The sequence below is a fragment of the Dietzia sp. Cai40 genome (genome assembly GCF_014145165.1).
In the GTDB taxonomy this organism is placed as follows: domain Bacteria; phylum Actinomycetota; class Actinomycetes; order Mycobacteriales; family Mycobacteriaceae; genus Dietzia; species Dietzia natronolimnaea.
On the sequence record NZ_JAALEB010000046.1, the window covers coordinates 1 to 23,581 of the forward strand.

At 69.8% G+C, this 23,581-nt stretch carries 28 protein-coding genes; 14 read left to right on the top strand and 14 right to left on the bottom strand.

The features are described from left to right. Both G6022_RS02035 and G6022_RS02040 read left to right on the top strand, forming a co-directional pair. The coding region (locus G6022_RS02035; protein ID WP_182690960.1) for an ABC transporter permease at positions 1-594 on the top strand (594 nt) is incomplete at its 5' end. A 69-nt stretch (positions 595-663) separates the two neighbouring features. After that, positions 664-1,473: a hypothetical protein gene (locus G6022_RS02040; protein WP_182639291.1), complete on the top strand. Its 810-nt coding sequence runs from the start codon at positions 664-666 to the stop codon at positions 1,471-1,473. A gap of 1 nt (position 1,474) precedes the next feature. On the opposite strand, the gene G6022_RS02045 is transcribed toward G6022_RS02040, so the two are convergent. Then, positions 1,475-1,804 (bottom strand): DUF4229 domain-containing protein, encoded by a 330-nt coding sequence (locus G6022_RS02045; protein ID WP_179523207.1) that lies wholly within the window; start codon positions 1,802-1,804, stop codon positions 1,475-1,477. Between the two features lie 39 nt (positions 1,805-1,843). Here G6022_RS02045 and G6022_RS02050 point away from each other — a divergent pair, with 39 nt between their 5' ends. Beyond that, complete coding sequence (locus G6022_RS02050) at positions 1,844-2,005, top strand: hypothetical protein (RefSeq protein WP_017837921.1); 162 nt, start codon at positions 1,844-1,846, stop codon at positions 2,003-2,005. Here G6022_RS02050 and G6022_RS02055 read toward each other — a convergent pair. The 6 genes from G6022_RS02055 to G6022_RS02075 all read right to left on the bottom strand — a co-directional run bounded on the left by G6022_RS02055 (position 2,002) and on the right by G6022_RS02075 (position 5,814). Continuing rightward, positions 2,002-2,523, bottom strand: a complete 522-nt coding sequence (locus tag G6022_RS02055; protein ID WP_182639290.1) for a protein-tyrosine-phosphatase — start codon at positions 2,521-2,523, stop codon at positions 2,002-2,004. The genes G6022_RS02050 and G6022_RS02055 overlap by 4 nt on opposite strands. A gap of 72 nt (positions 2,524-2,595) precedes the next feature. After that, entirely contained in the window at positions 2,596-3,372 is a 777-nt protein-coding gene (locus G6022_RS02060) for an enoyl-CoA hydratase (protein ID WP_179523209.1), read from the bottom strand. Positions 3,373-3,520: 148 nt separating this feature from the next. After that, positions 3,521-3,655 carry a hypothetical protein gene (locus G6022_RS17000; RefSeq protein WP_259845221.1) on the bottom strand — a complete coding sequence of 45 codons (135 nt, stop codon included), beginning with the start codon at positions 3,653-3,655 and terminating at the stop codon, positions 3,521-3,523. A gap of 62 nt (positions 3,656-3,717) precedes the next feature. After that, entirely contained in the window at positions 3,718-4,377 is a 660-nt protein-coding gene (gene rfbC, locus G6022_RS02065; RefSeq protein WP_182639289.1) for a dTDP-4-dehydrorhamnose 3,5-epimerase, read from the bottom strand. Between the two features lie 77 nt (positions 4,378-4,454). Next, positions 4,455-5,006, bottom strand: coding sequence for an LpqN/LpqT family lipoprotein (locus G6022_RS02070; RefSeq protein WP_182639288.1), 552 nt, complete (start codon positions 5,004-5,006; stop codon positions 4,455-4,457). A gap of 1 nt (position 5,007) precedes the next feature. Then, complete coding sequence (locus G6022_RS02075) at positions 5,008-5,814, bottom strand: SDR family oxidoreductase (RefSeq protein ID WP_347237823.1); 807 nt, start codon at positions 5,812-5,814, stop codon at positions 5,008-5,010. Between the two features lie 194 nt (positions 5,815-6,008). On the opposite strand from G6022_RS02075, the gene G6022_RS02080 reads away from it, so the two are divergent. Beyond that, positions 6,009-6,875: an oxygenase MpaB family protein gene (locus G6022_RS02080; RefSeq protein ID WP_187701248.1), complete on the top strand. Its 867-nt coding sequence runs from the start codon at positions 6,009-6,011 to the stop codon at positions 6,873-6,875. Positions 6,876-6,940: 65 nt separating this feature from the next. Here G6022_RS02080 and G6022_RS02085 read toward each other — a convergent pair whose 3' ends face one another. The 5 genes from G6022_RS02085 to G6022_RS02105 form a co-directional block, all read right to left on the bottom strand. Further along, complete coding sequence (locus G6022_RS02085) at positions 6,941-7,510, bottom strand: ElyC/SanA/YdcF family protein (protein WP_182690962.1); 570 nt, start codon at positions 7,508-7,510, stop codon at positions 6,941-6,943. A 22-nt stretch (positions 7,511-7,532) separates the two neighbouring features. Next, entirely contained in the window at positions 7,533-8,471 is a 939-nt protein-coding gene (gene rfbD / locus G6022_RS02090) for a dTDP-4-dehydrorhamnose reductase (protein WP_241730450.1), read from the bottom strand. A gap of 137 nt (positions 8,472-8,608) precedes the next feature. Next, on the bottom strand, positions 8,609-9,490 hold the full coding sequence (gene rfbA / locus G6022_RS02095; protein ID WP_182639659.1) for a glucose-1-phosphate thymidylyltransferase RfbA: 882 nt from the start codon (positions 9,488-9,490) through the stop codon (positions 8,609-8,611). Next, positions 9,487-10,515, bottom strand: a complete 1,029-nt coding sequence (gene rfbB, locus G6022_RS02100) for a dTDP-glucose 4,6-dehydratase (protein ID WP_182639658.1) — start codon at positions 10,513-10,515, stop codon at positions 9,487-9,489. Before rfbB ends, rfbA begins: the two co-directional genes overlap by 4 nt. A 10-nt stretch (positions 10,516-10,525) precedes the next feature. Beyond that, positions 10,526-11,692 (bottom strand): YihY/virulence factor BrkB family protein, encoded by a 1,167-nt coding sequence (locus G6022_RS02105; RefSeq protein WP_182639657.1) that lies wholly within the window; start codon positions 11,690-11,692, stop codon positions 10,526-10,528. 272 nt (positions 11,693-11,964) lie between these two features. Between G6022_RS02105 and G6022_RS02110 the strand changes: the two genes are divergently transcribed. The 9 genes from G6022_RS02110 to G6022_RS02150 all read left to right on the top strand — a co-directional run bounded on the left by G6022_RS02110 (position 11,965) and on the right by G6022_RS02150 (position 21,512). Beyond that, positions 11,965-13,185 (top strand): C4-dicarboxylate TRAP transporter substrate-binding protein, encoded by a 1,221-nt coding sequence (locus G6022_RS02110; protein ID WP_182615460.1) that lies wholly within the window; start codon positions 11,965-11,967, stop codon positions 13,183-13,185. A 25-nt stretch (positions 13,186-13,210) separates the two neighbouring features. After that, complete coding sequence (locus G6022_RS02115; RefSeq protein ID WP_182615458.1) at positions 13,211-13,747, top strand: TRAP transporter small permease; 537 nt, start codon at positions 13,211-13,213, stop codon at positions 13,745-13,747. Continuing rightward, positions 13,740-15,242: a TRAP transporter large permease gene (locus G6022_RS02120; RefSeq protein WP_182615456.1), complete on the top strand. Its 1,503-nt coding sequence runs from the start codon at positions 13,740-13,742 to the stop codon at positions 15,240-15,242. The genes G6022_RS02115 and G6022_RS02120 overlap by 8 nt, the downstream gene beginning before the upstream one ends. 112 nt (positions 15,243-15,354) lie before the next feature. Then, on the top strand, positions 15,355-16,512 hold the full coding sequence (locus G6022_RS02125; protein WP_182639656.1) for an acyl-CoA dehydrogenase family protein: 1,158 nt from the start codon (positions 15,355-15,357) through the stop codon (positions 16,510-16,512). Positions 16,513-16,531: 19 nt separating this feature from the next. Further along, on the top strand, positions 16,532-18,070 hold the full coding sequence (locus G6022_RS02130; RefSeq protein WP_182639655.1) for an AMP-binding protein: 1,539 nt from the start codon (positions 16,532-16,534) through the stop codon (positions 18,068-18,070). A 60-nt stretch (positions 18,071-18,130) separates the two neighbouring features. Beyond that, positions 18,131-19,306 (top strand): acetyl-CoA C-acyltransferase, encoded by a 1,176-nt coding sequence (locus G6022_RS02135; protein ID WP_182615450.1) that lies wholly within the window; start codon positions 18,131-18,133, stop codon positions 19,304-19,306. Between the two features lie 45 nt (positions 19,307-19,351). Beyond that, a complete protein-coding gene (locus tag G6022_RS02140; RefSeq protein WP_179523222.1) occupies positions 19,352-20,116 on the top strand; it encodes an SDR family NAD(P)-dependent oxidoreductase in 765 nt (254 codons plus the stop codon). 2 nt (positions 20,117-20,118) lie between these two features. Continuing rightward, positions 20,119-20,889 carry a crotonase/enoyl-CoA hydratase family protein gene (locus G6022_RS02145; protein ID WP_179525975.1) on the top strand — a complete coding sequence of 257 codons (771 nt, stop codon included), beginning with the start codon at positions 20,119-20,121 and terminating at the stop codon, positions 20,887-20,889. Between the two features lie 11 nt (positions 20,890-20,900). Next, entirely contained in the window at positions 20,901-21,512 is a 612-nt protein-coding gene (locus tag G6022_RS02150) for a TetR/AcrR family transcriptional regulator (RefSeq protein WP_179523223.1), read from the top strand. A gap of 56 nt (positions 21,513-21,568) precedes the next feature. On the opposite strand, the gene G6022_RS02155 is transcribed toward G6022_RS02150, so the two are convergent. Beyond that, positions 21,569-22,645, bottom strand: coding sequence for a YihY/virulence factor BrkB family protein (locus G6022_RS02155; protein ID WP_182639653.1), 1,077 nt, complete (start codon positions 22,643-22,645; stop codon positions 21,569-21,571). Between the two features lie 165 nt (positions 22,646-22,810). Here G6022_RS02155 and G6022_RS02160 point away from each other — a divergent pair, with 165 nt between their 5' ends. Beyond that, complete coding sequence (locus G6022_RS02160; protein ID WP_182610396.1) at positions 22,811-23,206, top strand: hypothetical protein; 396 nt, start codon at positions 22,811-22,813, stop codon at positions 23,204-23,206. Positions 23,207-23,227: 21 nt separating this feature from the next. Here the strand turns inward: G6022_RS02160 and G6022_RS02165 are convergent. After that, positions 23,228-23,581 (bottom strand): inositol monophosphatase family protein (locus tag G6022_RS02165; RefSeq protein ID WP_277819478.1); only part of this gene is annotated, 354 nt, incomplete at its 5' end.

Genomic DNA, 23,581 nt, shown 5'->3' on the forward strand with positions numbered 1-23,581 from the left:
GGATCCCCCTGGCCGGAGGGTCAGGAGATTCCTCAGCAGTTCGTCCCGCGCACCGAGCAGTGGCTGCGGATGGACGACGACCTCGAGGGCGGGTCCCTCGAGGCGGCGCTCGACGGGGTGAGGTCGGCGGTGGCGGACGCCGACCCGTCGCTGGCGGTCACCGAGACGTTCGCCTCCCGCGACCAGATCGCGGGCTCCGTCCGGACCGTGCTCACGTCCAGTTCGCTCCTGCTGGCGGTGGCGGTGGCGCTCGCACTGGTGGGAGTGGTCAACACGCTCACGCTCGCGGTCCGGGAGCGGACGCGCGAGATCGGGTTGCTCCGCGGCGTGGGCGTCACCCGGACCGGCGTGTGGCTGATGCTCGTCGCGGAGACCGCACTGGTGGCGGCGAGCGCCTCGGCACTCGGGGTGGTCCTGGGTGCGGCGTTCGGCAGGCTCGGCGCGGTCGCCATGGTGGGCCCCGGGATCGCCGGTAACATCGCGCCACCGGTGACCGATCTGATCACGGTGGGAGTCGGTGGGCTCGGGGCCGCCGTCCTCGCCGCCGCCGTGGCCTCACTCGGCGCGGTCCGCACGCGGGCGGCCGGCATCTGACCCCCGGCATGACGTGTTCCACAGCGTCGACCGGTAGCCATCCTTTGACGGAACTGAGACACTATCGTTATGCAAATTCGGGTGCTCCTGTCCGCCGGCGCGATCGCGCTGGTGGCGGCGTCGTGCGCACAGCCGGATCCGCAGGTCCTGTCGGAAGCCCCGGGGTCCGCCTCTGCCACCGAACTGACCTCCGCGGCCGAACCGACCGAGCGCGAGACCCAACCGGGTCGCTTCATCGCGCGGTGCGCGACCGAGGCCGACGGCGGCACCCCCGGGATGACCGTCTTCACGGACGGTAGCCAGAGCGTCACCGACCACTGCCTCAGCCGCTATTACATCGGGGTGCAGCCCGCCCCGGGTGCGCTGTACGTCGCCGACGACGAGACGGGGACCTACGCTCCTCCCCGCCAGCCCGCGGCGGGCACCCCGACCACCCAGTGGACTCCGGCCCAACCGCGGACGGACGTCGGTGTGCAGGATCCGTGGTTCGACGCCGACGAGCCCGACGGGGACCCGGACGAGCCGACGGAGAACGGTCCGGGCGACGGCACCACCGAGGAGACGACACCGGGCACGCCGGTGACCCCACCGGAGGGCACGACGCCGCCGACCACCTCACCGACCAGCCCGCCCACCTCTCCCGGAGGCACGGAGCCCTCCACCCCGGGCGAGGTCGAGACCACCACGACCGGGGGACAGGTCAGCCAACCCACCACCGGATCCACGGAACCGGCGCCGACAGAGGTGCCGACCGCGCCCGGAACCGTCGAGTCCGAACCCCCGGCAGCCCAGAACTCGGTCCTGCCGCCGTTCGGGTGGAGGGGTTCGTTCGGGTCGGAGCAGCTCCCGGCGCTGCCCTGGCCCGCACCGACCAGCTAGGTCAGGCCTCGTCCATCCGACGACGCAGGTCCTCGCGCTTGGCCCGCCGGTCGGCGTCGACCGCCGAGATGTCGGAGTTGATCTCCGCGCGCAGGCGGGTGAACAGGATCATGGACAACGGTAGCGCGACCACCACCGAGAGTATCGCCGCGACGAGCACCGGGACGTCCACCCCGGCGAGGCGGCCGATCCCTATGATGACCAGGGTCAACGCCACGACCATCAGCAGTCTCAACACGGTGTAGAACATCATGTTGCGGGCCAGCCGTGCGCCGGGCCTGGTTCCGGTGGTCACCTGTGCCGGGATTGCCGACTCGTCTCGCTCGCTCATGAACACCAGGATACGTATCGTGGTGCGAAGGAGGTTCGAGTGATCTGGCTGTTCGCACTCATCGGTGTGGTGACCGTGGCAATCCTGCTGTGGCGGGCCTTCGGGCCCGGTTCACGGCCGGCCCCGCCGCGCGTGATCGCACCGGACGACGACCCTGATTTCCTACGGGATCTCGACGGGCGTAAACCCCTGGACCCCTAGCGGGCCAGGAGATCGACGATCGAGTCGACCGCGTGGCTGATCTGCGCCCCGGTCCGGTCGAAGACCTCGGGCTCGCGGCCGATCGGGTCCTCGATGTCCCACGCCGGGTCGTCGGTGTCCACGCCGAGTCGGGCCCGCGCCAGCCCCGCGAGGGTCAGCGCCCGGTCGGCGTCGGCGAGGTGGGCCGCCTCCAGCAGCGTGTAGGTCTTCTTCCACAGCAGCGGGGCCATCTCCTGCACGGCGTCACGGTGGGCCCGTGTCGCGGTGAGGACCAGATCGTGACCCTGCAGGAGTCGCGGCGTGAGCAGACGGGAGGCGAACCCCTCGGCGTCGCCGCCGTGGGCCCCGAGTACCCGGCGGGTCTCGGGGTGGATCGCCACACCGTTGACCGCCCTCGTCCCCGCGGAATCCGCGACCACGTCGAGACCCGCGTGCGCGGCTCGCACGGAGAGCAGCCGCTCGGCCAGCGGTGACCGACACATGTTGCCGGTACAGACCGTCATCACCGAGATCGCCATGGCGCAGATCCTAGTGGGAGGCCCCCACGACGACGGCCCGGCAGGTCACCGCCCGGAACTCCCGGGCGGGCGTCACTCGCCGCGCCACTGCGGGGCGCGCTTGTCCAGGAACGCGGTCATGCCCTCCTGCGCGTCGCACGTGACCGCGTTGGTGGCCATGGTCTCGGCCATCTCGCGGTACGCCTCGCCCTGCGGGAGGTCGATCTGCCGGTAGAAGGCCTGCTTGCCGATCTGCAGGGTCAACGGGCTGGCGTCGGCGATCCGGGTGGCCAGCTCGTCGACACGGGCCCGGAGCCGGTCGGCGGGGACCGCCTCGTTGACCAGGCCCCACTCGACCGCGGTGGCGGCGTCGATCGTCTCACCGGTCAGGAGCATCTGGAGTGCGCGCTTGCGGCCGATGTTCCGCGAGACCGCCACCATGGGGGTCGAGCAGAACAGGCCGATCCTCACGCCCGGGGTGCCGAACCTCGCGGTGTCGACGGCCACGGCGAGGTCGCAGGTCGCCACGAGCTGACACCCGGCGGCGATGGCGTGGCCCTGCACCTCCGCGATCACGGGCTGGCGGATGGCCTGGATCGACTCCATGAGCTCGACGCAGGTGTCGAAGACCTCACGCTCCTCGTCGAGGGTGCGGTCGATCATCTCACCGATCTCGTGCCCGGCGGACAGCGCCGGGCCCGACCCCGTCACCACCACCACGCCGCACGACGGGTCGTCACCGAGGTCGCGGATGGCGGCGGTGGCCTCGCGCATCATCCGCAACGACAGGGGGTTGCGGCGCTCGGGCCGGTCGAGGGTCACGCGCGCGATCGGACCGCTGCGCTCGACGAGGACGTACGGGGTGCTCACTGGGGCCTCCGGGAGGGACGGGAGTGCGTGTCCCCCGGTTCTACCCCGCCGGACGGGTCCGTGGCGCGGGAGTGGGGACCGACGCCCCCGATGGAGGTCGGGACCGCGGCGCCCCGGGGCCACCTCGCCGGGACTACCGGGCCGGGGGTTATCGAGCCGGGACCGGGTGCTCGCCTCCACACCACTTCTCGGCGGGCACGGCCGCCTTGACCTGGTCGACGTGCTGACCACAGCCGTCCCAGGTGGTCTTGCCGCAGACGGAACAGGCGACGGGATAACACATGGCGTCCTCCTTCATGGGGTTCTCGACCCGACAGGGCGTCGTTCGATACCCCCTAGGGTATGTCAGTCCGCGTTCGGGCGCCACTCCTCGTCCACCCGCGCGGTGGCCTCGCGCAGACGCTCCACGTGAGCCTCGCAGTCCTCCCATCGCGGCAGGCGCCCCGCGGCCGCGACGTCGAGCAGACTCGGGGCGTCGCGGTCCTTCTGGCTCATCACGTGCGTGACCGGGGTGCCGTCGAGCGCGACGGAGGGCCAGTCGATCGCGATGTGGGAGTCGAACGCGTCCACCGCGTGCTCGGCACCCGGTCGCCACCCCTCCGAGCACAGGTACATGACCGTGGACTGCGGCTCCAGCGAGAGGAATCCGTGCGCCACGCCCTCGGGGACGTAGATCGACCGCTGGTCGCTCGAATCGAGGACCACCCCGGACCACTCACCGAACGTGGGCGACCCCACCCGCACGTCCACCACGACGTCGAACACCGTCCCGGACGGGCACATCACGTACTTGGCCTGCCCGGGCGGCACGTCGGCGTAGTGCAGGCCGCGCAGGACCCCCTCCCCCGAGACCGACACGTTGACCTGTGCGAGGTCGAAACGGTGCCCGGTCAGGCGGCGGAAGGTCGGGTCGGTGAACGCCTCGTGGAAGACCCCGCGGTCGTCCGAGATCCGGCGGGGGGTGATCTCCCACGCCCCCGTCACACTCAGCTCGCGTAGCTGCACCGGCGGTCCCGCCTTCCTGGTCAACTGACTTCGATCCCGCCCACCCTAGCGGGACACGCCGCGGCCGCCCGAGTGCGTCAACCCCTCATGGCGCCGACGATCTGGCCTGCCGTCCACTCCCCGATCAGCAGGCAGTCCATCGCCGAGTCGTGCAGGGCCGCGTCCTCGCGCCACCCGGTCACGACGAACTGGAAGACATAGGTCGCCTCGTCGTCGCTCCATCCCACGATCAGGCTCGAGGTGGCCATCTCGCCGGGCTCGGCCGTGTAGGTGCCGCGGAGGTAGCGGTAGATGCTGCGTACGGCGCCGGCGTCCTCGTCCCCCTCGCCCGCGACCTCCTCCAGCACCGTCCAGTCGGACAGGACCTCCGCGGTGGCGACGATCATGGTCACCGCGTCGTCGGTGGACATCGCGGGCGCCACGCGGGCGCAGGTGGCCACGGCGTTGGGCGAGAAGCCGTCGCGGTGGGCCCCCGGGTCCACGTAGATCACCGCCGACGGCTCCGGCGACTCGATCCGCTGCCACGGCGGGTTGTCCACCCACGTCAGCGGTTGCGCGGCCACCGCCATCGGGGGGCTCGCCTCGAGCGAGCGGCCGGTCGAGGCGCAGAACTCCTGGATGGAGGACATGTCAGCCCTGCAGTCCCGCGCCGACGATGTGCGCCCCGCCGTCCACGACGAGCGTCTGCCCGGTGATCCAGTGGGCGTCGTCGGAGAGCAGGAACGACACCGGGCCGGCGATGTCGTCCGGCACCCCCAACCGGCCCGCCGGCAGTGCCGCGGACATCTGCTCCTCGCGGCCGGAGTAGAGGGCCTCGGCGAATCGTGTCTTGACCACCCCCGGCGCCACCGCGTTGACGCGGACGGCGGGGCCGACCTCCACCGCGAGTTCCTGCGTCAGGCGCATGACCAGTGCCTTGGTGGCGCCGTACCACCCGATGCCCGGCGAGGGTGCCAGTCCCGCGATCGAGGCCACGTTGACCACCGCCCCGCCGCGCTCACCGAGACCCGAGTGATAGACCTTCTGCGTCCACGCCAGGGTGCCCAGTGCGTTGACCTCGGTGATCTTGCGGGCGGCCGCCAGGTCCACGTCGACCGTCCGACCGAAGACGGGATTGATGCCGGTGTTGTTGACCAGCAGGTCCACCGGCCCGAACGCCTCCTCGGCCCGGGCCACCACCTCGCGCTGGTGATCCTCGTCGTCGGACTTCCCCGCCACCGCGAGCACCCGGTCCGGCGCACCCAGTTCGGCGACCGCCTCGTCGAGGCCCTCCTGCCCGCGGGCGGTGATCACCACGGACGCACCCTCGGACAGCAGTCGCCGCGCGATCCCCAGACCGATCCCACGGCTGGCGCCGGTGACGAGAGCGGTCCTGCCCGCGAAGCGGTCGGGCACGACGGGGCCGGTGCGGGGGGTGGGAAGGGGGGAAGGGCTCACGTGTCGTCTCCTGGTGCGGTTCGGGGCTCTCGGGTGTGCACTGCCAGCCTAGAGGCCGTGTCCCCGTCATACGTTCACGGGATTTTCTCAGCCCGCCCCCAGGGAATACCGGCCGACGGGCGGGACGGGAGTTACAGTCGTCGTCAGGACTCAACCGGCCGTCACGCACGGCGCAACTACCCCAGGGCGTGCCCATGTCACCACTTGATCCACGCGGTGCGGCGGACACCCCCGTGTGCTCGATCCTCGACATCCCGGGGCCCCGCTGGTTCCACCCGGGCGACCCGATCTGGCGTGTCCACGGCGACGCGGCCACCCCGATCGGCGTGACCACCGGACTGCTCATGCTGGCCGCCAACCCCGCCTTCGCGGCCGCGCTCACCGCCGCTGACGCGGTCGAGAACCCCTGGTCCGCGGACGGCTACCTGCACGACCTCATCGAGATCACCACGTTCGGCACGGTCGACGACGCCATGGTGACGATCCAGAACTCACACCGCGACCGCTCCACCTTCTCCGGCACCACCGAGCACGGCCAGTACTACTACGGTTCGGATCCGGAGCTCATGGAGTGGGCGCACGCCGCCATCACGTGGGCACTGCTCGCCGCGTACCAGCGCTTCGCGGCGCGGCCGCTCACCCCGGCCGAGTCCGACCGATACGTCAGCCAGACGGCCGGCATCGGGCACCTGCACGGCTGCCGCGTCTCGCCCACGACCGTCCGCGAACTCGAGCAGCTGCTCCGTTCCTCCCGGGACCGCGCCCGTGCGACCTCCGCTGGTCAGCGGGCCGCGACCCGGCTCCGCGAGACGGCTCGCGCGTGCAAGGGGCTCGTCGGAACGTCAGTCACGGCCCACCGCTCGTGCATCACGGTGGTCCACGCCGCCGCCAGTCTCGTCCCCTCCGACGTGCGTCGGGCTCTCGACCTGCCGCACCGCCCCATGGACCGCACCGCCGTCTTCGGCCGGATCTCGAGGGCCCACGAGGGGCTGGGGGCTCCGATGCTCACCACCCGCGCACCCATCGCCGCGCCGTCCGCCATGCGAGCGCGACCCGCCTGACCCGCGACCCGGTCCGCGCACTGGCGCCATCTACGGCCGCCAACAGTCGCCGCTACCAGTCGCCGCTACCAGTGACCGTTGACCCGGCCCTTGGCGAACCCCGCGATCTCCCAGACCAGGTGCACCGGGAGCATGGGCCAGTCGATGCGCTCGATCGGCGTCATCCGCACCTCCATTCCGGTGGCGGCGCGCATCCACCGACCGGCCCGCAGTGTGTGCGGACGATTGGTGACGACGAGAATGCGCTCCCAGCTCCGGGCCCGCGCGATCGCGGCGACCGCGTGGGCCTCCCCCCACGTCGTCCGTGGCTCGGGGGCGAAGCACACCACCTCGGCCCCGTCGGGGCGATCCGCGCCGGTGCACAGCCGGCGGGCCCTGCGCTCGGAGTCGCCACCCGGGTTGGACACCAGCAGCGTGTCGGCGTACCCCGCCTCCACCAGGTCTCGGGCATAGGCGTGCCGTCCGTCATCCGCGCCGGCGAGCATGACCACGGCGTCGGCGCGGACCGGATCCTCCCCGCGGGGCTGCAGCAGGTACACGCCCCAGGCGGTGAGGGCGAGGGCGGTGATGATGCCGATCGCACCTGCCGCGAGGGCCGCGCGGCGGAGGCGTGGACCGAAGCGCGGATGGGTCATGCGCGCAGGGTTGCCGGTCGCCTCACCGGTCACCTCCGCCGCGCGCGACCCGTGCGTGTTCGGCGATGGCGCTGGTGAGGTCGGCCCGCCAGTCCGGTAGCGGTGAGAGTCCCGCCGCCTGCCATGAGGTATCGGACAGCACGGAGAACGCCGGCCTCGGTGCCGGGCGTGGGAACTCGTCCGAACGGCAGGGACGGACCCGGTCCGGATCGGCGCCGTACCGGCTGAACACCTCGCGGGCGAGCTCCCACCACGTCGCGCGCCCGCCTCCGGCCCCGTGCAGGGTGAGCCCTCGGGTGTCGACCCGACCGGCCCTCTCGGCGGCCAGCATCTCCAGCAGACCGCCGGCGAGGGCCTGCGTATAGGTGGGCGAGCCCCACTGGTCGTCGACCACGTTGAGCGTGTCTCGCTCGCGCTCCAGTCGGACCATGGTGGCCACGAAGTCGCTGCCGGACAGGCCGAGGGACTCGCGTTGCGGGCCGGTGTAGAGCCACGCGGTGCGGATGACGGTCGCTTCCGGGTGCGAAGCCAGCACAGCCCGCTCCCCCGCCAGCTTGGTCCGCCCGTACGCCGTGGTGGGGGCGGTCGGGTCCGTGGGCTCGAGCGCCGGAGCGGTGGCCGGGTCACCTCCTCCGGGGATCTCGCCGGAGAAGACGTAGTCAGTACTGATGTGGACCATCCGGATTCCGCGCTCCCGGCACGCTGCGGCGAGCTCCTCGGCGCCGACGGTGTTGATCGCCCGGGCCCCCGCCTCGTCGGCTTCGGCGCCGTCGACATCGGTGTACGCGGCCGCGTTGATCACCACCTCCGGCGAGAAGCGGTCCAGGGCGGCGGACATCGACGCAGGATCGGTGATGTCCAGTTCGTCACGGCCCGGGGCGTCGGCCACCCCGGAGAGCGCGTGCCCGAGCTGCCCGCCTCCGCCGGTGACGAGGACCCGCGGCAGCCCGGCGGGGCGCAAGGGCTCGCCCGCCCCCTCTGCAGCCGCTCCCCCCTCTGCATCCGCTCCCCCCTCTGCACTCCCGCGTGCACCGCTGCTCAGGCGTGCGTGCATCGGGGGGAGCGGCTGTGCAGGCTGATCGTCCGGATGGCCGCCGCTCACCACTGCCGACCCTTTTCGCGGCGGAGCACGTCGAGCAGGTAGGCCCCGTACCCCGATTTCCTGAGGTCGTGGGCGCGGTCGGTGAGCTCGTCGTCGTCGAGATACCCCATCCGCCACGCCACCTCCTCCGGGCAGCCGATCTTCAGGCCCTGCCGGTCCTCGATGGTCCGGACGTAGTTGCCCGCGTCGAGCAGAGAGTCGTGGGTGCCGGTGTCCAGCCAGGCGGTTCCACGCGGGAGCACCTCGACCTGTAGGCGGCCGGCCTCGAGATAGTGCCGGTTGACGTCGGTGATCTCGTATTCCCCGCGCGGCGACTTCTCGAGGTTCCGCGCCACCTCCACCACGTCGGCGCTGTAGAAGTAGAGCCCCGGGACGGCGAAGTCGGAGGACGGGTTCTCGGGCTTCTCCTCGAGGCTGATCGCGCGGCCGGCGGCGTCGAAGTCGATCACCCCGTAGTCGCCCGGGTTGGACACGCGGTAGGCGAACACGGCGCCGCCGTCGAGGTCGGCGAACCGTCGCAGCTGCGCTCCCATCCCGGGGCCGTAGAAGATGTTGTCGCCCAGGATCAGCGCCACCGGGCCGTCGCCGATGTGGTCCGCACCCAGGACGAACGCCTGGGCCAGGCCCTCGGGGGCGGCCTGCTCGACGTAGCTCAGGGTGATGCCGAACTGGCTGCCGTCGCCCAGGAGCCGCCGGAACTGCGGCGCGTCCTCGGGCGTGGTGATGAGCAGGATGTCGCGGATGCCCGCCAGCATGAGCGTGGACAGCGGGTAGTAGATCATCGGCTTGTCGTACACCGGCATGAGCTGCTTGCTCGTGGCCAATGTGAGTGGGCGCAGACGGGTGCCACTACCGCCGGCCAGGACGATGCCCTTCACAGCACCTTCTCCGTCCGGGCGTACCTGGCCTCGACGCGCTCCTTGACCGGCTCCCACCAGTCGCGGTTGTCGCGGTACCACTCGATGGTCGCGCTCAGCCCCTCGCGCAGATCTGTGTGCTGCGGCTCCCACCCGAGCTCCTCGCGGGTGGCGGTGGCGTCGATCGCGTAGCGCAGGTCGTGGCCGGGGCGGTCGGTGACGTGGTCGAAGCCGGGGTCGCCGTCGGTGGCGGTGGCGCCCATCAGCTCGCAGATCATCTGCATGACCTGCAGGTTGGAGTGCTCGCCGTCGGCGCCGACGAGGTAGGTCCGCCCGAGCTCACCTCGTGCCAGGATCCGCAGGACCGCCGAGTTGTGGTCGTCGACGTGGATCCAGTCCCGGACATTGGCACCACTGCCGTAGAGGCGGGGGCGCTGCCCGGTGAGAAGGTTGGTGATCTGCCGCGGGATGAACTTCTCGATGTGCTGGAACGGGCCGTAGTTGTTGGAGCAGTTGCTGATGGTGGCGCGGACACCGAAACTGCGGACCCACGCGCGCACCAGCATGTCCGCGCCCGCCTTGGTGGCCGAATACGGGCTCGACGGGTTGTAGGCGGTGGCCGGGGTGAACCTGTCCGGATCGTCCAGTTGCAGGTCGCCGTAGACCTCGTCCGTCGAGACGTGGTGCAGGCGCACATCGTGGCTACGGCAGGCTTCGAGCACCGCGTAGGTGCCCACGATGTTGGAGTGCACGAAGGGCCACGGCGTGGCCAGCGAGTTGTCGTTGTGGCTCTCGGCCGCGAAGTGAACCACGGCGTCCTGCGGACCGGTGAGCTGCGCGACCAGCCCGCCGGTCACCGCGGGGTCGGCGCAGTCGGCCTCCACCAGCTCGACCCGATCCGACGGGAGTCCGGCCAGGCTCGACCGGTTGGCGGCGTACGTCATGGCGTCCAGCACGGTGACGTGGGCGTGCGGGTGCTCACGGACCACGGTGTGGACGAAGTTGGCGCCGATGAACCCGGCTCCCCCGGTGACGACGAGGCGCATGCGCCCAACCCTACCGTCGCGGTCGCGCCGCCTCTGCGGTCTGCCCGGCGCTGGTGGATCCCGCACTGCCGGGATCGGAGCCGTCTGGCTCCGGGCTATCTGGTCCGGGGCCGTCAGCTTCCGGGCTTTCGGGTCCGGGGCCGTCAGGTTCCGGGCTGTCCGGGGCCGCGCCGTCGTCGGCGGGCTCCCGGCGGAGTTCCCGATAGGCCGCGAGCATCCTCTCCCTCCTGCGGGAGTGGAACTCGCTGGCCTTGGTGTCGCGGGGAATCACCTGCACGGCCTCCTCCGCGTGGATGCCCGCCCGTAGCTGTCGCACGCGCATCACCTCGGCGTCCAGGCGGACGCCGAACAGGACCGCCATGTTGACCATCCACAGCCACAACAGGAACACGATGATCCCGGCGAGCGAGCCGTAGGCGCGATTGAAGTCCCCGAAGTTGGAGACGAAGAATCCGAACCCGGCGGTGGCCGCGCCGATGACGACCAGCGCCCCGGCCGCACCCAGCGACACCCAGTGGAACTTGCGTCCCGCCACGTTGGGCGCGAACCGGTAGAGCACCGCGAGCGCGAGGACCGCGGAGACCAGGGCCGCCGGCCACTTGGCGACACCCCACACGGCCAGCGCGGTCTCGCCGAGCCCGATCCACCCACCGACGGTCTGGGCGACGGGGCCGGTGAACACCAGTGCCAGACCCCCGACGGCGACCAGCACGATGAGCAGCGCGGTGAGCAGGATCCCGATCAGCAAGAGGCGCCAGAGTGGGCGCCCCTCCTCGATACCGAACACGCCGTTCATCACGCGGCCCAGCGCCCACACGTAGCGCGAGGCCGTCAACAGGCCCACCACCATGCCGATGACGAGAGCGGTCCCTGCGGCCGGCGCTATGACGAGGGACTCGATGGGACCGCGGATCGGGTCGAGCACCTCCGGCGGGGCGATGTCGGAGAGCATGGCCATGATGGCGTCGACCGTCCTGGCCCCCTGCCCGAACACGCCGAGCAGCGAGACCATGACGAGGATCGCGGGGAACAGTGAGAGCACCCCGTAGAAGGTGAGCGAGCCCGCCTGATCGGGGCCGCGATCGCGGAGGAACTCCCCCACGGATCTCGCGAGGACCAGTCTGACGGTCCGGAGTCGTCGCCGAACGGTCGTCACGGCGCCACCGGAAGTCGTCATGCCCTGATTGTGGCTGCTCGGGCGTGAGTCGTGTGGCGCGCCGCGCCCGTCGGGCCGCCTCAGTGGGCACGCAATCCCGAGCCCGACCCCGAATCTATGACAATCATTTCTTGACAAGCCGACGTGACGCAACTAACTTAACGAACGTTCGAAACGTGATCTGGATTACACCAGCGCGCGGATCGAGCGGTCTGCCGCACACCCCCTCAGGCCATCCATCAGGACCCCGGACGCACCTGCACGCGACCGGTCCGGAACCAGAAGGATCCCCGATGTCCCGCAGCAACCGAAACCGCGTGGCCCGACGCGCGGCGCTCGCCCTGACGATGATCGGAGCGCTCGCCGCCACGGGCTGCTCCGGCGGCCACCGAATCACCGGCGACAGCGTCGAGACCATGGAGCCGATCACACTCCGGTACGGCGACTACACGACCGTCTCCTCCGCCGGCCCCTTCCGCGCCTTCGCCGAGCAGGTCGAGGAGGAGACCGGCGGCAAGATCACCTTCGACGAGTACTGGGGCGGCAGCCTGGTCAAGGGCGCCGACATGGCGCAGGGGGTCCGCGGCGGGATCGTGGACATGGGGATGTTCACCCCCAGCTATTACCCGTCCGAGTTCCCCATGACCGACTGGACCAGCCAGATGGCCAGTGTCGTGGAGCCGGAGTACCCGCTCGGCATGATGCAGGCCTTCGCCGGTGGCAGCGAGTTCGCGCTCACCGACCCGCTGATCGAGGAGCAGTTCTCGGACCAGGACATCAAGCTCCTTTTCACCTGGACCCCCTCGACCAACTACCACCTCGTGTGCAAGGACCCGGTCAACAGCCTCGAGGAAGCCCGGGGCAAACGGGTGCGAAGTGGCGGCGCATTCAACTACGGCGAGATCGAGGCCCTGGGGATGGTCCCCGTGACCCTGCCGACCGGCGAGATCTACGAGGGCCTGCAACGCGGGGTGATCGACTGTTCCCTGGCCAACGGCAAGATCATGATCGCCCTCGGTCTGTGGGAGGTCGCCAAACACTACGTCGACATCCCCTTCTCGAGCTACACGCAGTACGTGATCATGAACAAGGACGTCTGGGACGAGCTCCCCGAGGACGCCCGGCAGATCATCGACGACGCCCGACAGACGTGGTTCGACGGCTACCTCCGCGAGGAGGGGATCGTCCTGCACCAGCGGCTCCTCGCCGAGGGCGCGGACAAGAGCGTGAGCTTCTACGACGTCGACCCCGAGCTCAAGGCCACCCTCGAGACGTACCAGGAGGAGGCACTGCGCACCCTGCCGGAGCGCGCCCCCGACGACCTCGAGGATCCCGAGGGCACCGTCGAGCGCTACCGCCAGATCATGGCCGATTGGAAGACGCGGCTCGAGGACATGGGGTACGACGACCCGGCCCTCGCCGAGATCCCGGAGGACCCGGAGTCGGTCCAGATCGATCTGGCCCCCTTCGAGCAGTCCGTCCGGTCCGAGATCTTCGACCGCACCGCGCCCTGACCCCCTCGAGCAGTTGGAGAACCTGATGGACACCACCACCACCGACGCGGAGCGGCGCGTTCCGGGGCAGCGGGCCCTCGCCCGGGTGCTGTACGCATGCGCCGTGATCGCGGGGATCGTCACCCTGGTCATGGCCCTGCACATCGCCGCCGACGTCAGCTCCCGGAACCTGACCGGAACCCCCCTCTCCGGCACGCTGGAGATCACCCAGAACTGGTCGATGGTCCTCATCGTGATGCTCGCGATGGGGTACGCGGAGCAGATCGGCGAGCACATCAACGCCACCATCCTCACCCAGTACCTCGACCCCGTCTCCCGCTGGTGGTCCGACCTGATCGTCTCGGGTCTGATGTTCCTGTTCGTCTCGGCGCTGACCTACTACTCGATCACCGCGGCGGTCTTCGCCGTCGAGGTCCAACAGGTCGCACTCGGGGCGATCACCATCCCGATCTGGCCGGTGAAGATCGTCCTGGCCATCGGATTCGCCCTGTTCGCCCTCCAGCTCCTGATGTCGATCATCAGCCTGCTGATCAACGACCGTCCGAGGAAGTCCGATGTCTGACACCACCCTCGTCACCGACCACACCGGCGTGGCCCGCACCGACGATCTCGCAGTCCCCACGCCGAACCGCAACTTCATCCGGGCCTACTGGGGCAACTTCGGCTTCTCACTGATCATCGCCGCGGTCATCCTGTTCACTCCGGACCTCCCCGACACCGCTGTCGGCGTCCTGACCATCCTCCTGTCGATCGTCGCGATGGTCTCCGGTATCCACGTGGGTATCGCGATCATGGGTGCCGGCGCGGTGGGCCTGTGGAAGCTCGCGGGCACCAGCGCCGTGGCCGTGACGTTCGAGGACGTCCCCTTCACCTCCGCCGCCAGCTGGAGCCTGTCCGTCATCCCCCTGTTCATCCTCATGGGCGTGGCGATGGGTCGGTTCAATCTGACGGGCAAGCTGTTCACCTCCGCCCAGGCCTGGCTCGGCCGGTTGCCCGGCGGACTGGCGGTCTCGACCAACTTCGCGGGCGCCGGACTGGCCGCCTCGAGCGGCAGCTCCATCGCCATCTCCTACGCACTGGGGCGCACGACCATCCCCGAGATGCTGCGCGCCGGGTACAAGCCGTCGCTGGCCACGGGCGTCGTCGCGATGTCCGGAACCCTCGGGATGCTCATCCCGCCCAGCGTGGTCCTGGTGATCTACGCCGGTGTGGCCGAGACGCCGGTCGGGCCGCAGCTGCTCGCCGCGCTCATCCCGGGACTGCTCACGGCCCTGGCGTACGGCGTCGTCATCGTCGTCAGGTGCAGCATCGACCCGACCCTCGGGCCCCGGTCGACCACCCACTACACCTGGGGCCAGCGGCTGCGTTCCCTCGTGGACGTCACCCCGGTGACCCTCATCCTCATCCTCATCATCGGCGGCATGTACACCGGCATCTTCACGCCCACCGAGGCCGGCGCATTCGGTGCGATCGCCGCGATCCTGCTGGGCTGGCTGTTCGGTGACGACCGCTCCGTCGGCCACCTGGTCCGGACCGTGCTGACGTCCCTGCGCGAGACCGCGGCCGGTGTCGCCTCGATCTTCCTGCTCCTCATGGGAGTACATGTGCTCACCCGCGTGGTGGCCCTGTCCGGGGTCGCCGACTGGATCACCGAGACCATCACCTCGCTCGGGTTGAGCCGGACGCTGTTCCTCCTCGGGCTGATCTTCGTGTTCCTCATCCTGGGCATGTTCATGGACGGCCTCGCGATGATCCTGCTCACGGTGCCGATCCTCATGCCGGTGCTGGCCACCTTCGACATCAGCCTGCTGTGGTTCGGCGTCTTCATGGTGATCCTGGTCGAGCTGGCGCTGGTCACCCCGCCGATCGGCATGCTCAGCTACATAGTCCACCGGATCGCGTCGAACCCCGAGGTCAACGAAGGGATGACGGTCCGTCTGTCCGACGTGTTCAAGGGCGTGTCCTGGTTCGTCGTCACCAGCGCTGTCATCCTCGTCGCTCTGATCTTCTTCCCCGAGATCGCGCTCTGGTTGCCCGAGACCTCCGCCGCGGAGTGACCAGGTCACTGCCAGCGGATCACGGGCCACCCGCCACGGCCCGGTTACACCAGCCACGCAGCCACCACCAGACAAACCCGAGACAAAACCGAGGCAAACCCCAGGAGTCACCATGCAGCGGACCATCTTCACCCGAGAGCAGGACGAGTTCCGCCAGTTGGTGCGCGACTTCATCACCAAGGAGGTGGCCCCGCACCGTGAGGAGTGGGACGAGCACGGACGCCCACCGCGCGAGTTCTTCCACAAGCTCGGAGAGCTCGGCATCCTCGGCATCCAGGTCCCCGAGGAGTTCGGCGGCGGCGGCGAGACTAGCTTCAAGTACAGCGCGATCATCTTCGAGGAGGTCGCCCGCGCCGGCGTGTCCTTCGGCTCCTATACGGTGCACTGCTGCCTCATCCTGCCGTACCTCCTCGAGTACGGGACCCCGGAGCAGAAACGGCGCTGGCTGCCGGTCTTCGCCTCCGGCGAGTTGATGACCGCCATCGCGATGACCGAGCCCGGCACCGGGTCGGACCTGGCGAACATCGCCACGACCGCCAAGCTCAGCACCGACGGCACCCACTATGTCGTCAACGGTTCCAAGACGTTCATCACCGGCGGCGTCACCGCCGACATGATCCTCACGGTCTGCCGCACCTCACCGTTCGACCCTGACAACCGCCGTCACGGCCTGTCGATCCTCTGCGTCCCCACCGACGCCGACGGCTTCTCGGTGGGCCGCAAACTCGACAAGATCGGCCTACGCCAGCAGGACACCGCCGAACTGTCGTACACCGACGTCAAGGTGCCCGTGGAGAACCTGCTCGGGGAGAAGGACGCGGCGTTCTCCTACCTCACCCACAACCTCCCGCAGGAACGCCTGAGCATCGCGCTCAACGCGGTCGCCCAATCCGAGGCGGCGCTGCGACTGGCCACCGACTACACGCGTGAGCGCGTCGTCTTTGGCAAGCCCGTCTCCTCCTTCCAGAACACCAAGTTCGTGCTGGCCGAGTGCGCGACAGAGGTCGAGGTGGCCCGCGTGTACGTGGACCACTGCCTGGAACTGCTCGACCGGGGCGAGCTCACCGTCGCGGACGCCGCCAAGGCCAAGCTCCACGCCACCGAGATGGCCGCCCGCGTGATCGACCGGTGCCTGCAGCTGCACGGCGGGTACGGCTACATCACCGAATACCCCATCGCCCGCCTCTACACGGACACCCGCGTCTCCCGGATCTACGGCGGCACCAGTGAGGTCATGAAGACGATCATCGCCAAGAGCCTCGGGCTCTGACGGTCAGGGGGACTCTCACGTGTATCCAGGAAGATTCGCCATCACCCACCCGGACAAGCCGGCCGTCATCGAGGACGCCACCGGCCGCGTGGTCACCTACTCCGAGCTCGAGGCCCGTTCGGTACGGTTCGCCAACTGGCTCCTGGCCCGGGGGCTGCGGCCGGGCGACCACATCGCGGCGCTCTCTGTCAACGACGCCACGGTATTCGAGCTGTACTGGGGCGCGATGCGCTGCGGCCTGTACTTCACGATGGTCAACACCCACCTGGCCACCGACGAGGTCGCCTACATCGTCGCGGACAGCGGCGCCCGGGTGCTGGTCGTCTCGGGCGCCCTCGCCGAACTCGGTGAGTCGATCGTCGACCAGACGCCGCACGTCGAGCACCGGCTCGCGTTCGCCGGCGAGGTCCCCGGCCACCTCGACTACACGACCACCATGGCGGAGATGTCCACCACCCCGCCGGCGGACCAGCCGCGCGGGGCGGACATGCTCTACTCCTCGGGCACCACCGGCCGCCCCAAGGGCATCAAACCCGCGCTCGACGGTGCCCAGGTGGGCGACGAGCCGGGCCCGTCACTCGTGGCGCGCATGAAGCGCAACTACGGGTTCGACGACGACACCGTCTACATGTCCCCGGCCCCGATCTACCACGCCGCTCCACTGCGGTACGCCACGGGAACGCAGGCCCACGGCGGCACGGTGATCCTCATGGACCGCTTCGACCCGGAACACTGCCTGGCCGGGATCGAGAAGTACGGGGTCACGCACAGCCAGTGGGTCCCGACCCACTTCATCCGGATGCTCCGCCTGCCGCAGGAGGTGCGCGAGTCTTACGACGTGTCGTCGATGCGGGTCGCGATCCACGCCGCCGCCCCGTGCCCGGTGGAGATCAAGAAGGCCATGCTCGACTGGTGGGGGCCGGTGATCTACGAGTACTACTCGTCCACGGAGTCCAACGGCGCCACCACGATCTCCCCGGACGAATGGCTGCGCAAACCCGGCAGCGTCGGACGTGTCGGACAGGGCTCCTCGGGCATCGTCCACATCTGCGACGAGTTGGGCGCGGAACTGCCCGCCGGTGAGGACGGGTGGATCTACTTCGAGCGCGACGACTACTCGTTCGAGTACCACAACGATCCCGGGAAGACCGCGGAGACCAGGCACCCCGACCACCAGAACTGGACCACGCTCGGCGACATCGGTCACCTCGACGAGGACGGCTACCTGTACCTGACCGACCGGGCCAAGTTCACCATCATCTCGGGCGGGGTCAACATCTACCCGCAGGAGATCGAGAACTGCATCGCCGTACACCCGGACGTCATCGACGTCGCGGTGATCGGCGTCCCGGACGAGGTGATGGGACAGTCCGTTAAGGCGGTGGTCCAACTCGTCCCGGGCGTCGAGCCGTCCGAAGCGACCGCCGAGCGGATCAAACAGCACTGCCTCGACCGGATCGCACGCTACAAGTGCCCCCGCACCGTGGCGTTCACCGAGGTCATCCCCCGCACTCAGACGGGGAAGCTGGTCAAGGGCCGACTCGACACCTCGGTCTGACCCACCAGAGCAGACGCCACCGCGCCACCCGCCCCGCATCTCACCCGAATCGGAGAATCCGTGCACAACGCAGTCATCATCGACGCCGTCCGCTCCCCCATGGGGAAAGGCAAGCCGGGCGGTGCCCTCGCCGACCTGCACCCCGTCGACCTCCTCGCCCAGCTACTCTCCGGACTCGTCGACCGGACCGGCCTCGACACCGCCCTGGTCGACGACGTCATCGTCGGCGTGGTCAGCCAGGTCGGCGAACAATCCGGCACAGTCGGCCGCCAGGCCGCCCTCGCCGCGGGGTTCCCCCAGCACGTGCCCGGCGTCACCGTCGAACGCAAGTGTGGCTCGAGCCAGCAGGCCGTCGACTTCGCCGTCCAAGGTGTGGTCGCCGGTGCCTACGACGTGGTGATCGCCGCCGGCCTCGAGTCCATGAGCCGCATCCCGATGGGCGTCAACCGGCTCGACCAGGATCCCCACGGACCGCTCGTCCACGCCCGCTACCCGAACCTGACCAACCAGGGCGTGGCCGCCGAACTCGTGGCCGGCAAGTGGGACCTGTCCCGTGAGCAGCTGGACGAGTACTCGGCGCGCTCCCACGACCGCGCGGACGCCGCACGGTCGAGTGGATGGTTCGACGAAGAGATCGTGCCCGTGACCACCCCGGCGGGACTCGTGGACCGCGACGAGTCGATCCGACCGGGCACCACCGCCGAGAGGCTGGCCGACCTGCGTACGGCGTTCGACACCGAGGCCGCACGGGCCGAGCGGCCAGAGATCGACTGGAAGGTCACCGCCGGCAACTCCTCGCAGATCACCGACGGCGCCGCGGCGATGCTCATCATGAACGAGGACGTCGCGCGCTCACTGGGCCTGACGCCGATCGCGCGGATCGTGGCCTCCGCCGTCGTCGCCGACGACCCGGTCCTCATGCTCACCGGCCCGATCCCCGCCACCCGCAAGGTCCTCGACCGCGCCGGGATGACCATCGCGGACCTCGACACTTACGAGGTCAACGAGGCCTTCGCGTCCGTGCCGCTGGCCTGGCGGGACGAGATGGGCGCCGACGACGACAAGCTCAACCCCGTCGGCGGCGCGGTGGCTCTGGGCCACCCGCTCGGCGCATCGGGTGTGCGCATCATGACCACGATGATCCACCACCTGCGCCGCACCGGCGGCCGCTTCGGACTCCAGACGATGTGCGAAGCCGGCGGGATGGCCAACGCGACCGTAGTAGAGGCCCTCTGACCCCCTCTCTCGTCCGAGAGATCCCCCTCCAGAAAGGCACAATCCATGGATCTGACAAACGCCAGCGCACTGGTGACCGGCGGCGCCTCCGGACTGGGTCGGGCGACCGTGGCCCGGTTCGTCGACGCCGGTGTCCCCACCGTCCTGGTGGACCTGCCGTCCTCGAACGGGCAGCAGGTTGCCGAGGAGTTCGGTGACCTCGTCACCTTCGCCCCCGCCGACGTCGCCGATCCCGAGGAGATCACCGCGGCTGTCCGGGCTGCGGCGGACCGCGCTCCCCTGCGCGCGGTCGTGCACTGTGCGGGCATCGGCCGGACCGTCCGGGTGGTGGACCGCGAGGGCGAGCCGGGCTCGCTGGAGGACTTCGAGCTGGTCGTGCGGGTGAACCTCCTGGGTTCGTTCAACGTCCTGCGGATCGCCGCGGCCGAGATGGCCGAGAACGATCCCGTCGACGGTGAGCGCGGCGTGGTCGTCATGACCGCCTCCGTGGCCGCGTGGGAGGGACAGATCGGCCAGATGCCCTACTCCGCGTCCAAGGCCGGCATCGTCGGGATGACGATCGTCGCCGCGCGGGACCTGGCCCGCCGCCAGATCCGCGTCAACACGATCGCCCCCGGCATCTTCGAGACGCCGATCTTCGATCGCCATCCGGCCGAGCTGGTCGAGGGCCTGGCCGCACAGATCCCGCATCCCTCGCGGCTCGGTCGGCCTGACGAGTACGCCAAGCTCGCGCTGCACGTGGTGGACAACGCCATGATCAACGGCGAGACCATCCGCATCGACGGCGCGATCCGGATGGCGCCCAAGTGAACATCGAGACGGCCGACCGTGTGCACGTGGAGGAGATCAACGGCGTGATGGTGGTGACGCTCGACCGCCAGCACGCCCGCAACGCCATCAACCGGGCGACGTCGGAGGCGGTCGCCGCGGCGATGGAGGAGCTGGACCGGCGGGACGACCTCTCCGCGGGCGTCATCACCGGTGCCGGGCCGGTGTTCTGCGCCGGGATGGATCTCAAGGCTTTCCTCGCCGGCGAGGACGTGTCGCTACCGGGCCGCGGTTTCGCCGGGTTCGTGGAGCAACCTCCGGCTAAGCCACTCATCGCCGCGGTCGAGGGTCCGGCGCTCGGGGGTGGGTTCGAGATCGTCCTGGCCTGCGACCTCGTGGTCGCGTCCGAGACCGCGCGATTCGGACTTCCCGAGGTCAAACGGGGTCTGCTCGCGGGGGCCGGCGGACTCATGCGTCTGCCGCGGCGGGTGCCGTATCAACTGGCCATGGAGATGGCGTTGACCGGCGAGCCCGTCGACGCCGGGACCGCCCGCGCGGCCGGGCTGATCAATCGCCTAGTCCCCGCAGGCGGCGCCCGCGACGCGGCAGTGGAGCTCGCCTCCGCGATCGCCGCCAACGCCCCACTCGCCGTGCGGGCGTCCAAGGAGATCATGACCGGGTCCCGCGAATGGACCTCCGAGGAGGAATTCGGAAAGATGAGGGGGATATTCCTACCGGTGAGGTCCTCCGACGACGCCCGCGAGGGAGCGTTGGCATTCAAGGAGAAGCGCCGACCCCGGTGGACGGGCAACTGAGGAGACCGAAGATGACCAGCGGCACGGTGCAGAGTGACCTGTTGGCTGTCGCACGCCGCGAGTTCGTGGAACACGGTTACGGCGGAGCGTCCATCCGCTCGATCGCCCAGAAGACCGGGGTGAGCCTGTCGGCGATGTATTACCACTACGCCAGCAAGCAGGAACTGCTCGCGGCGATGCTCAATGTCGGGATGGACTCATTTGAGCAGCGGGTGGTCGACGAGTTCCAGGCGAAGGATCCGACCCCCACCGGTCGACTGCTGGGGTACGTCGCCTCACTGGTCCGGTTCCGCACCCTCGAGCAGGAGCAGTCCCAGCTGGTCCAGACTGAAACCCGGAACCTTGAACCAGCATCCCTCTCCGCGTACCGCGAGCGGCAACGGCAGTCCAGCGAGCCGCTGCGACAGGCGCTCGCGGACGGCGTCGCCAGCGGAGAATTCCGCACACCGTTCCCGGAGGACTCGTACCGGTCGATCCTGGGCATGTGTAACGCGATCGCCCACTGGTACGAGCCGGGCGGCGACCTCCTGGTCGAGGAGATCGTGCACCGATACCAGGAGCTCGCACTGCGCGTGGTCTACCACCGCGACGTCGCCTCCCCGGAAACAGACCCCGGGACCTGACCCCTCCGATCCCGGGACCTGATCCCGCCGGCATCCGGGGACGAATGCCCCGGCTGTCAGTCGGGGTTGCGGGCCTGCTCCGCCTGGGCCTCGCGGCGGACGTCGGCGGCGTCGTCGATGGTCTTCTGACGCTTCTCCTCGGCCTTGTCGCTGGCGCTGGTGTCACGCGGCGGGAGCTGGATGGTCTCCTCGGCGTGCAGTCCGGCCTGCAGCTCGCGGGCCCGCTCCACCTCGGCGTCGACCTCGGCCCCGAACAGCAGCGCGTTGTTGGTGATCCAGAGCCAGAGCAGGAAGATGATGACTCCGGCCAGCGAGCCGTAGGTGGCGTTGTAGCTGGAGAAGTTGGACACGTAGAACACGAACCCCGCCGTGGCGACCGCCCAGACCACCAACGCCACGATCGCGCCGACGGAGACCCACCGGAACTTGGGTTGCTTGACGTTGGGCGAGAACCCGTAGAGCACGGCCAGGATCACGACGACGACGAGGATCAGCGCCGGCCACTTGGCGATGCCCCACACGGTCACGGCGGTCTCGCCGAGGCCCACGAGGTCACCCACCCAGGCGGCGATCGGCCCACTGACGACCAGCATGAGCCCGGCCAGGCAGACCAGGAGGAGGAGCACCGCGGTCAACAGCACCATGGCGGGCTTGAGCTTCCAGAAGGGGCGACCCTCCTCGACCTCGTAGATACGGTTCATGGCCCGCCCGAAGGCGCCCACGTAGCCCGAGGCCGTCCATAGCGCGCCCAGCAGGCCGGTGACGAGGGCGAGTCCGGCGGCGGGGGTGTTGACCAGCGATTCGATGGGACCCCGTAGTGCAGCCAGTGTCTCCTCCGGGGCGGCCCCCTCGAACAACTCCATCACAGCGTTGACGGTCTCCTGCCCCTGCCCGAACACGCCGAGCAACGAGACCACCGCCAACAGTGCCGGGAAGATCGAGAGCACCGCGAAATAGGTCAGCGCGGCGGCCAGGTCCGTGCACTTGTCCTTGGAGAACTCGGCGGCGGCACGCGTGAGACCGATCTTCCAGGTCCCGGCCTTCAGTGAGGTCGGCGAGTCGGGCTTCCCCGAATCCGGGTCGGCGTCCGGGTCGGGCTTGTCGGTGATGTCGCGGCTGCTGTTCGGGCTCATGGAAATGACTGTCCCACCGGAGGCCCGCTCGCGCATCCTGTGGGGTCGATCTCCCCGGGGCGGAATCAGGCATCATGTGCGTTACCCTCCTGGGTGTCACATCACCAAAGAGTCACTTCACCTGTGTCGCAGCACTCGCGACCCCGACCCCCACAGGAGCACCCCATGAGCCTGCCCAACGCCATCCTCCGCGGAGTCACCGGCGCGTTCGTCCTCAACTCGGGACTGTCCAAGCGCAACCTGCCCACCGAGGCGGCCCAGGGCCTACAGGGATTCGCCGCCACCGGCGTCCCGCAGGTCACCAAGCTGGAGCCGGACACGTTCGGCAAGTTCGTCGCCTACTCCGAGATCGGGATCGGCGCGGCACTGCTCACGCCCGTGGTCTCGCCGCGCCTCGCGGGCGCCGCGCTCGGCACCTTCTCCGCCGGCCTGCTGGCGATGTACTTCCGCAACCCCTCGATGACCGAGTCCGACGGCATCCGCCCCTCCCAGGAGGGCATGAGCCTGGCCAAGGACGCGTTCATGGCCGCCATTGCCGGAGCCCTGGTCACGAGCAGGTGATCCGCCCCGGGGCCTGACCCCTCAGGCCGAGGCGATGGCCTCCAGGATCGCCTCGGCCAGGTCCGCGCGGCACACCACAAGATCCGGCAGGTAGGTCTCGGCCACGTTGTACTCCAACGGGGAACCGTCCACGCGCACCGCGACGAACCCCCTGGCCAGGGCCACCCCGGCCGGTGCGGCCGAGTCCCACTGGTACTGGCCACCGGCGTGGATGTAGGCGTCCGCCTCCCCGCGCACCACGGCCGCGGCCTTGGCCCCGGCCGAACCGAGTGGCACCAGGTCCCCGCCGACGGACTCGGCCACCGCCTCGGCGAACGCCGGCGGGCGGGAGGCCGAGAGCACGATCCTCGGTCGCGGGCCCGAGCGGGGCGGGAG

Coding starts and splice junctions, on each gene's coding strand:
- G6022_RS02040 (WP_182639291.1), top strand. CDS start 664: ATGCAAATTCGGGTGCTCCTGTCCGCCGGCGCGATCGCGCTGGTGGCG.
- G6022_RS02045 (WP_179523207.1), bottom strand. CDS start 1,804: ATGAGCGAGCGAGACGAGTCGGCAATCCCGGCACAGGTGACCACCGGA.
- G6022_RS02055 (WP_182639290.1), bottom strand. CDS start 2,523: ATGGCGATCTCGGTGATGACGGTCTGTACCGGCAACATGTGTCGGTCA.
- G6022_RS17000 (WP_259845221.1), bottom strand. CDS start 3,655: ATGTGTTATCCCGTCGCCTGTTCCGTCTGCGGCAAGACCACCTGGGAC.
- G6022_RS02070 (WP_182639288.1), bottom strand. CDS start 5,006: ATGTCCTCCATCCAGGAGTTCTGCGCCTCGACCGGCCGCTCGCTCGAG.
- G6022_RS02080 (WP_187701248.1), top strand. CDS start 6,009: ATGTCACCACTTGATCCACGCGGTGCGGCGGACACCCCCGTGTGCTCG.
- G6022_RS02085 (WP_182690962.1), bottom strand. CDS start 7,510: ATGACCCATCCGCGCTTCGGTCCACGCCTCCGCCGCGCGGCCCTCGCG.
- rfbB (WP_182639658.1), bottom strand. CDS start 10,515: ATGCGCCTCGTCGTCACCGGGGGAGCCGGGTTCATCGGCGCCAACTTC.
- G6022_RS02105 (WP_182639657.1), bottom strand. CDS start 11,692: ATGACGACTTCCGGTGGCGCCGTGACGACCGTTCGGCGACGACTCCGG.
- G6022_RS02110 (WP_182615460.1), top strand. CDS start 11,965: ATGTCCCGCAGCAACCGAAACCGCGTGGCCCGACGCGCGGCGCTCGCC.
- G6022_RS02115 (WP_182615458.1), top strand. CDS start 13,211: ATGGACACCACCACCACCGACGCGGAGCGGCGCGTTCCGGGGCAGCGG.
- G6022_RS02120 (WP_182615456.1), top strand. CDS start 13,740: ATGTCTGACACCACCCTCGTCACCGACCACACCGGCGTGGCCCGCACC.
- G6022_RS02125 (WP_182639656.1), top strand. CDS start 15,355: ATGCAGCGGACCATCTTCACCCGAGAGCAGGACGAGTTCCGCCAGTTG.
- G6022_RS02140 (WP_179523222.1), top strand. CDS start 19,352: ATGGATCTGACAAACGCCAGCGCACTGGTGACCGGCGGCGCCTCCGGA.
- G6022_RS02150 (WP_179523223.1), top strand. CDS start 20,901: ATGACCAGCGGCACGGTGCAGAGTGACCTGTTGGCTGTCGCACGCCGC.
- G6022_RS02155 (WP_182639653.1), bottom strand. CDS start 22,645: ATGAGCCCGAACAGCAGCCGCGACATCACCGACAAGCCCGACCCGGAC.
- G6022_RS02160 (WP_182610396.1), top strand. CDS start 22,811: ATGAGCCTGCCCAACGCCATCCTCCGCGGAGTCACCGGCGCGTTCGTC.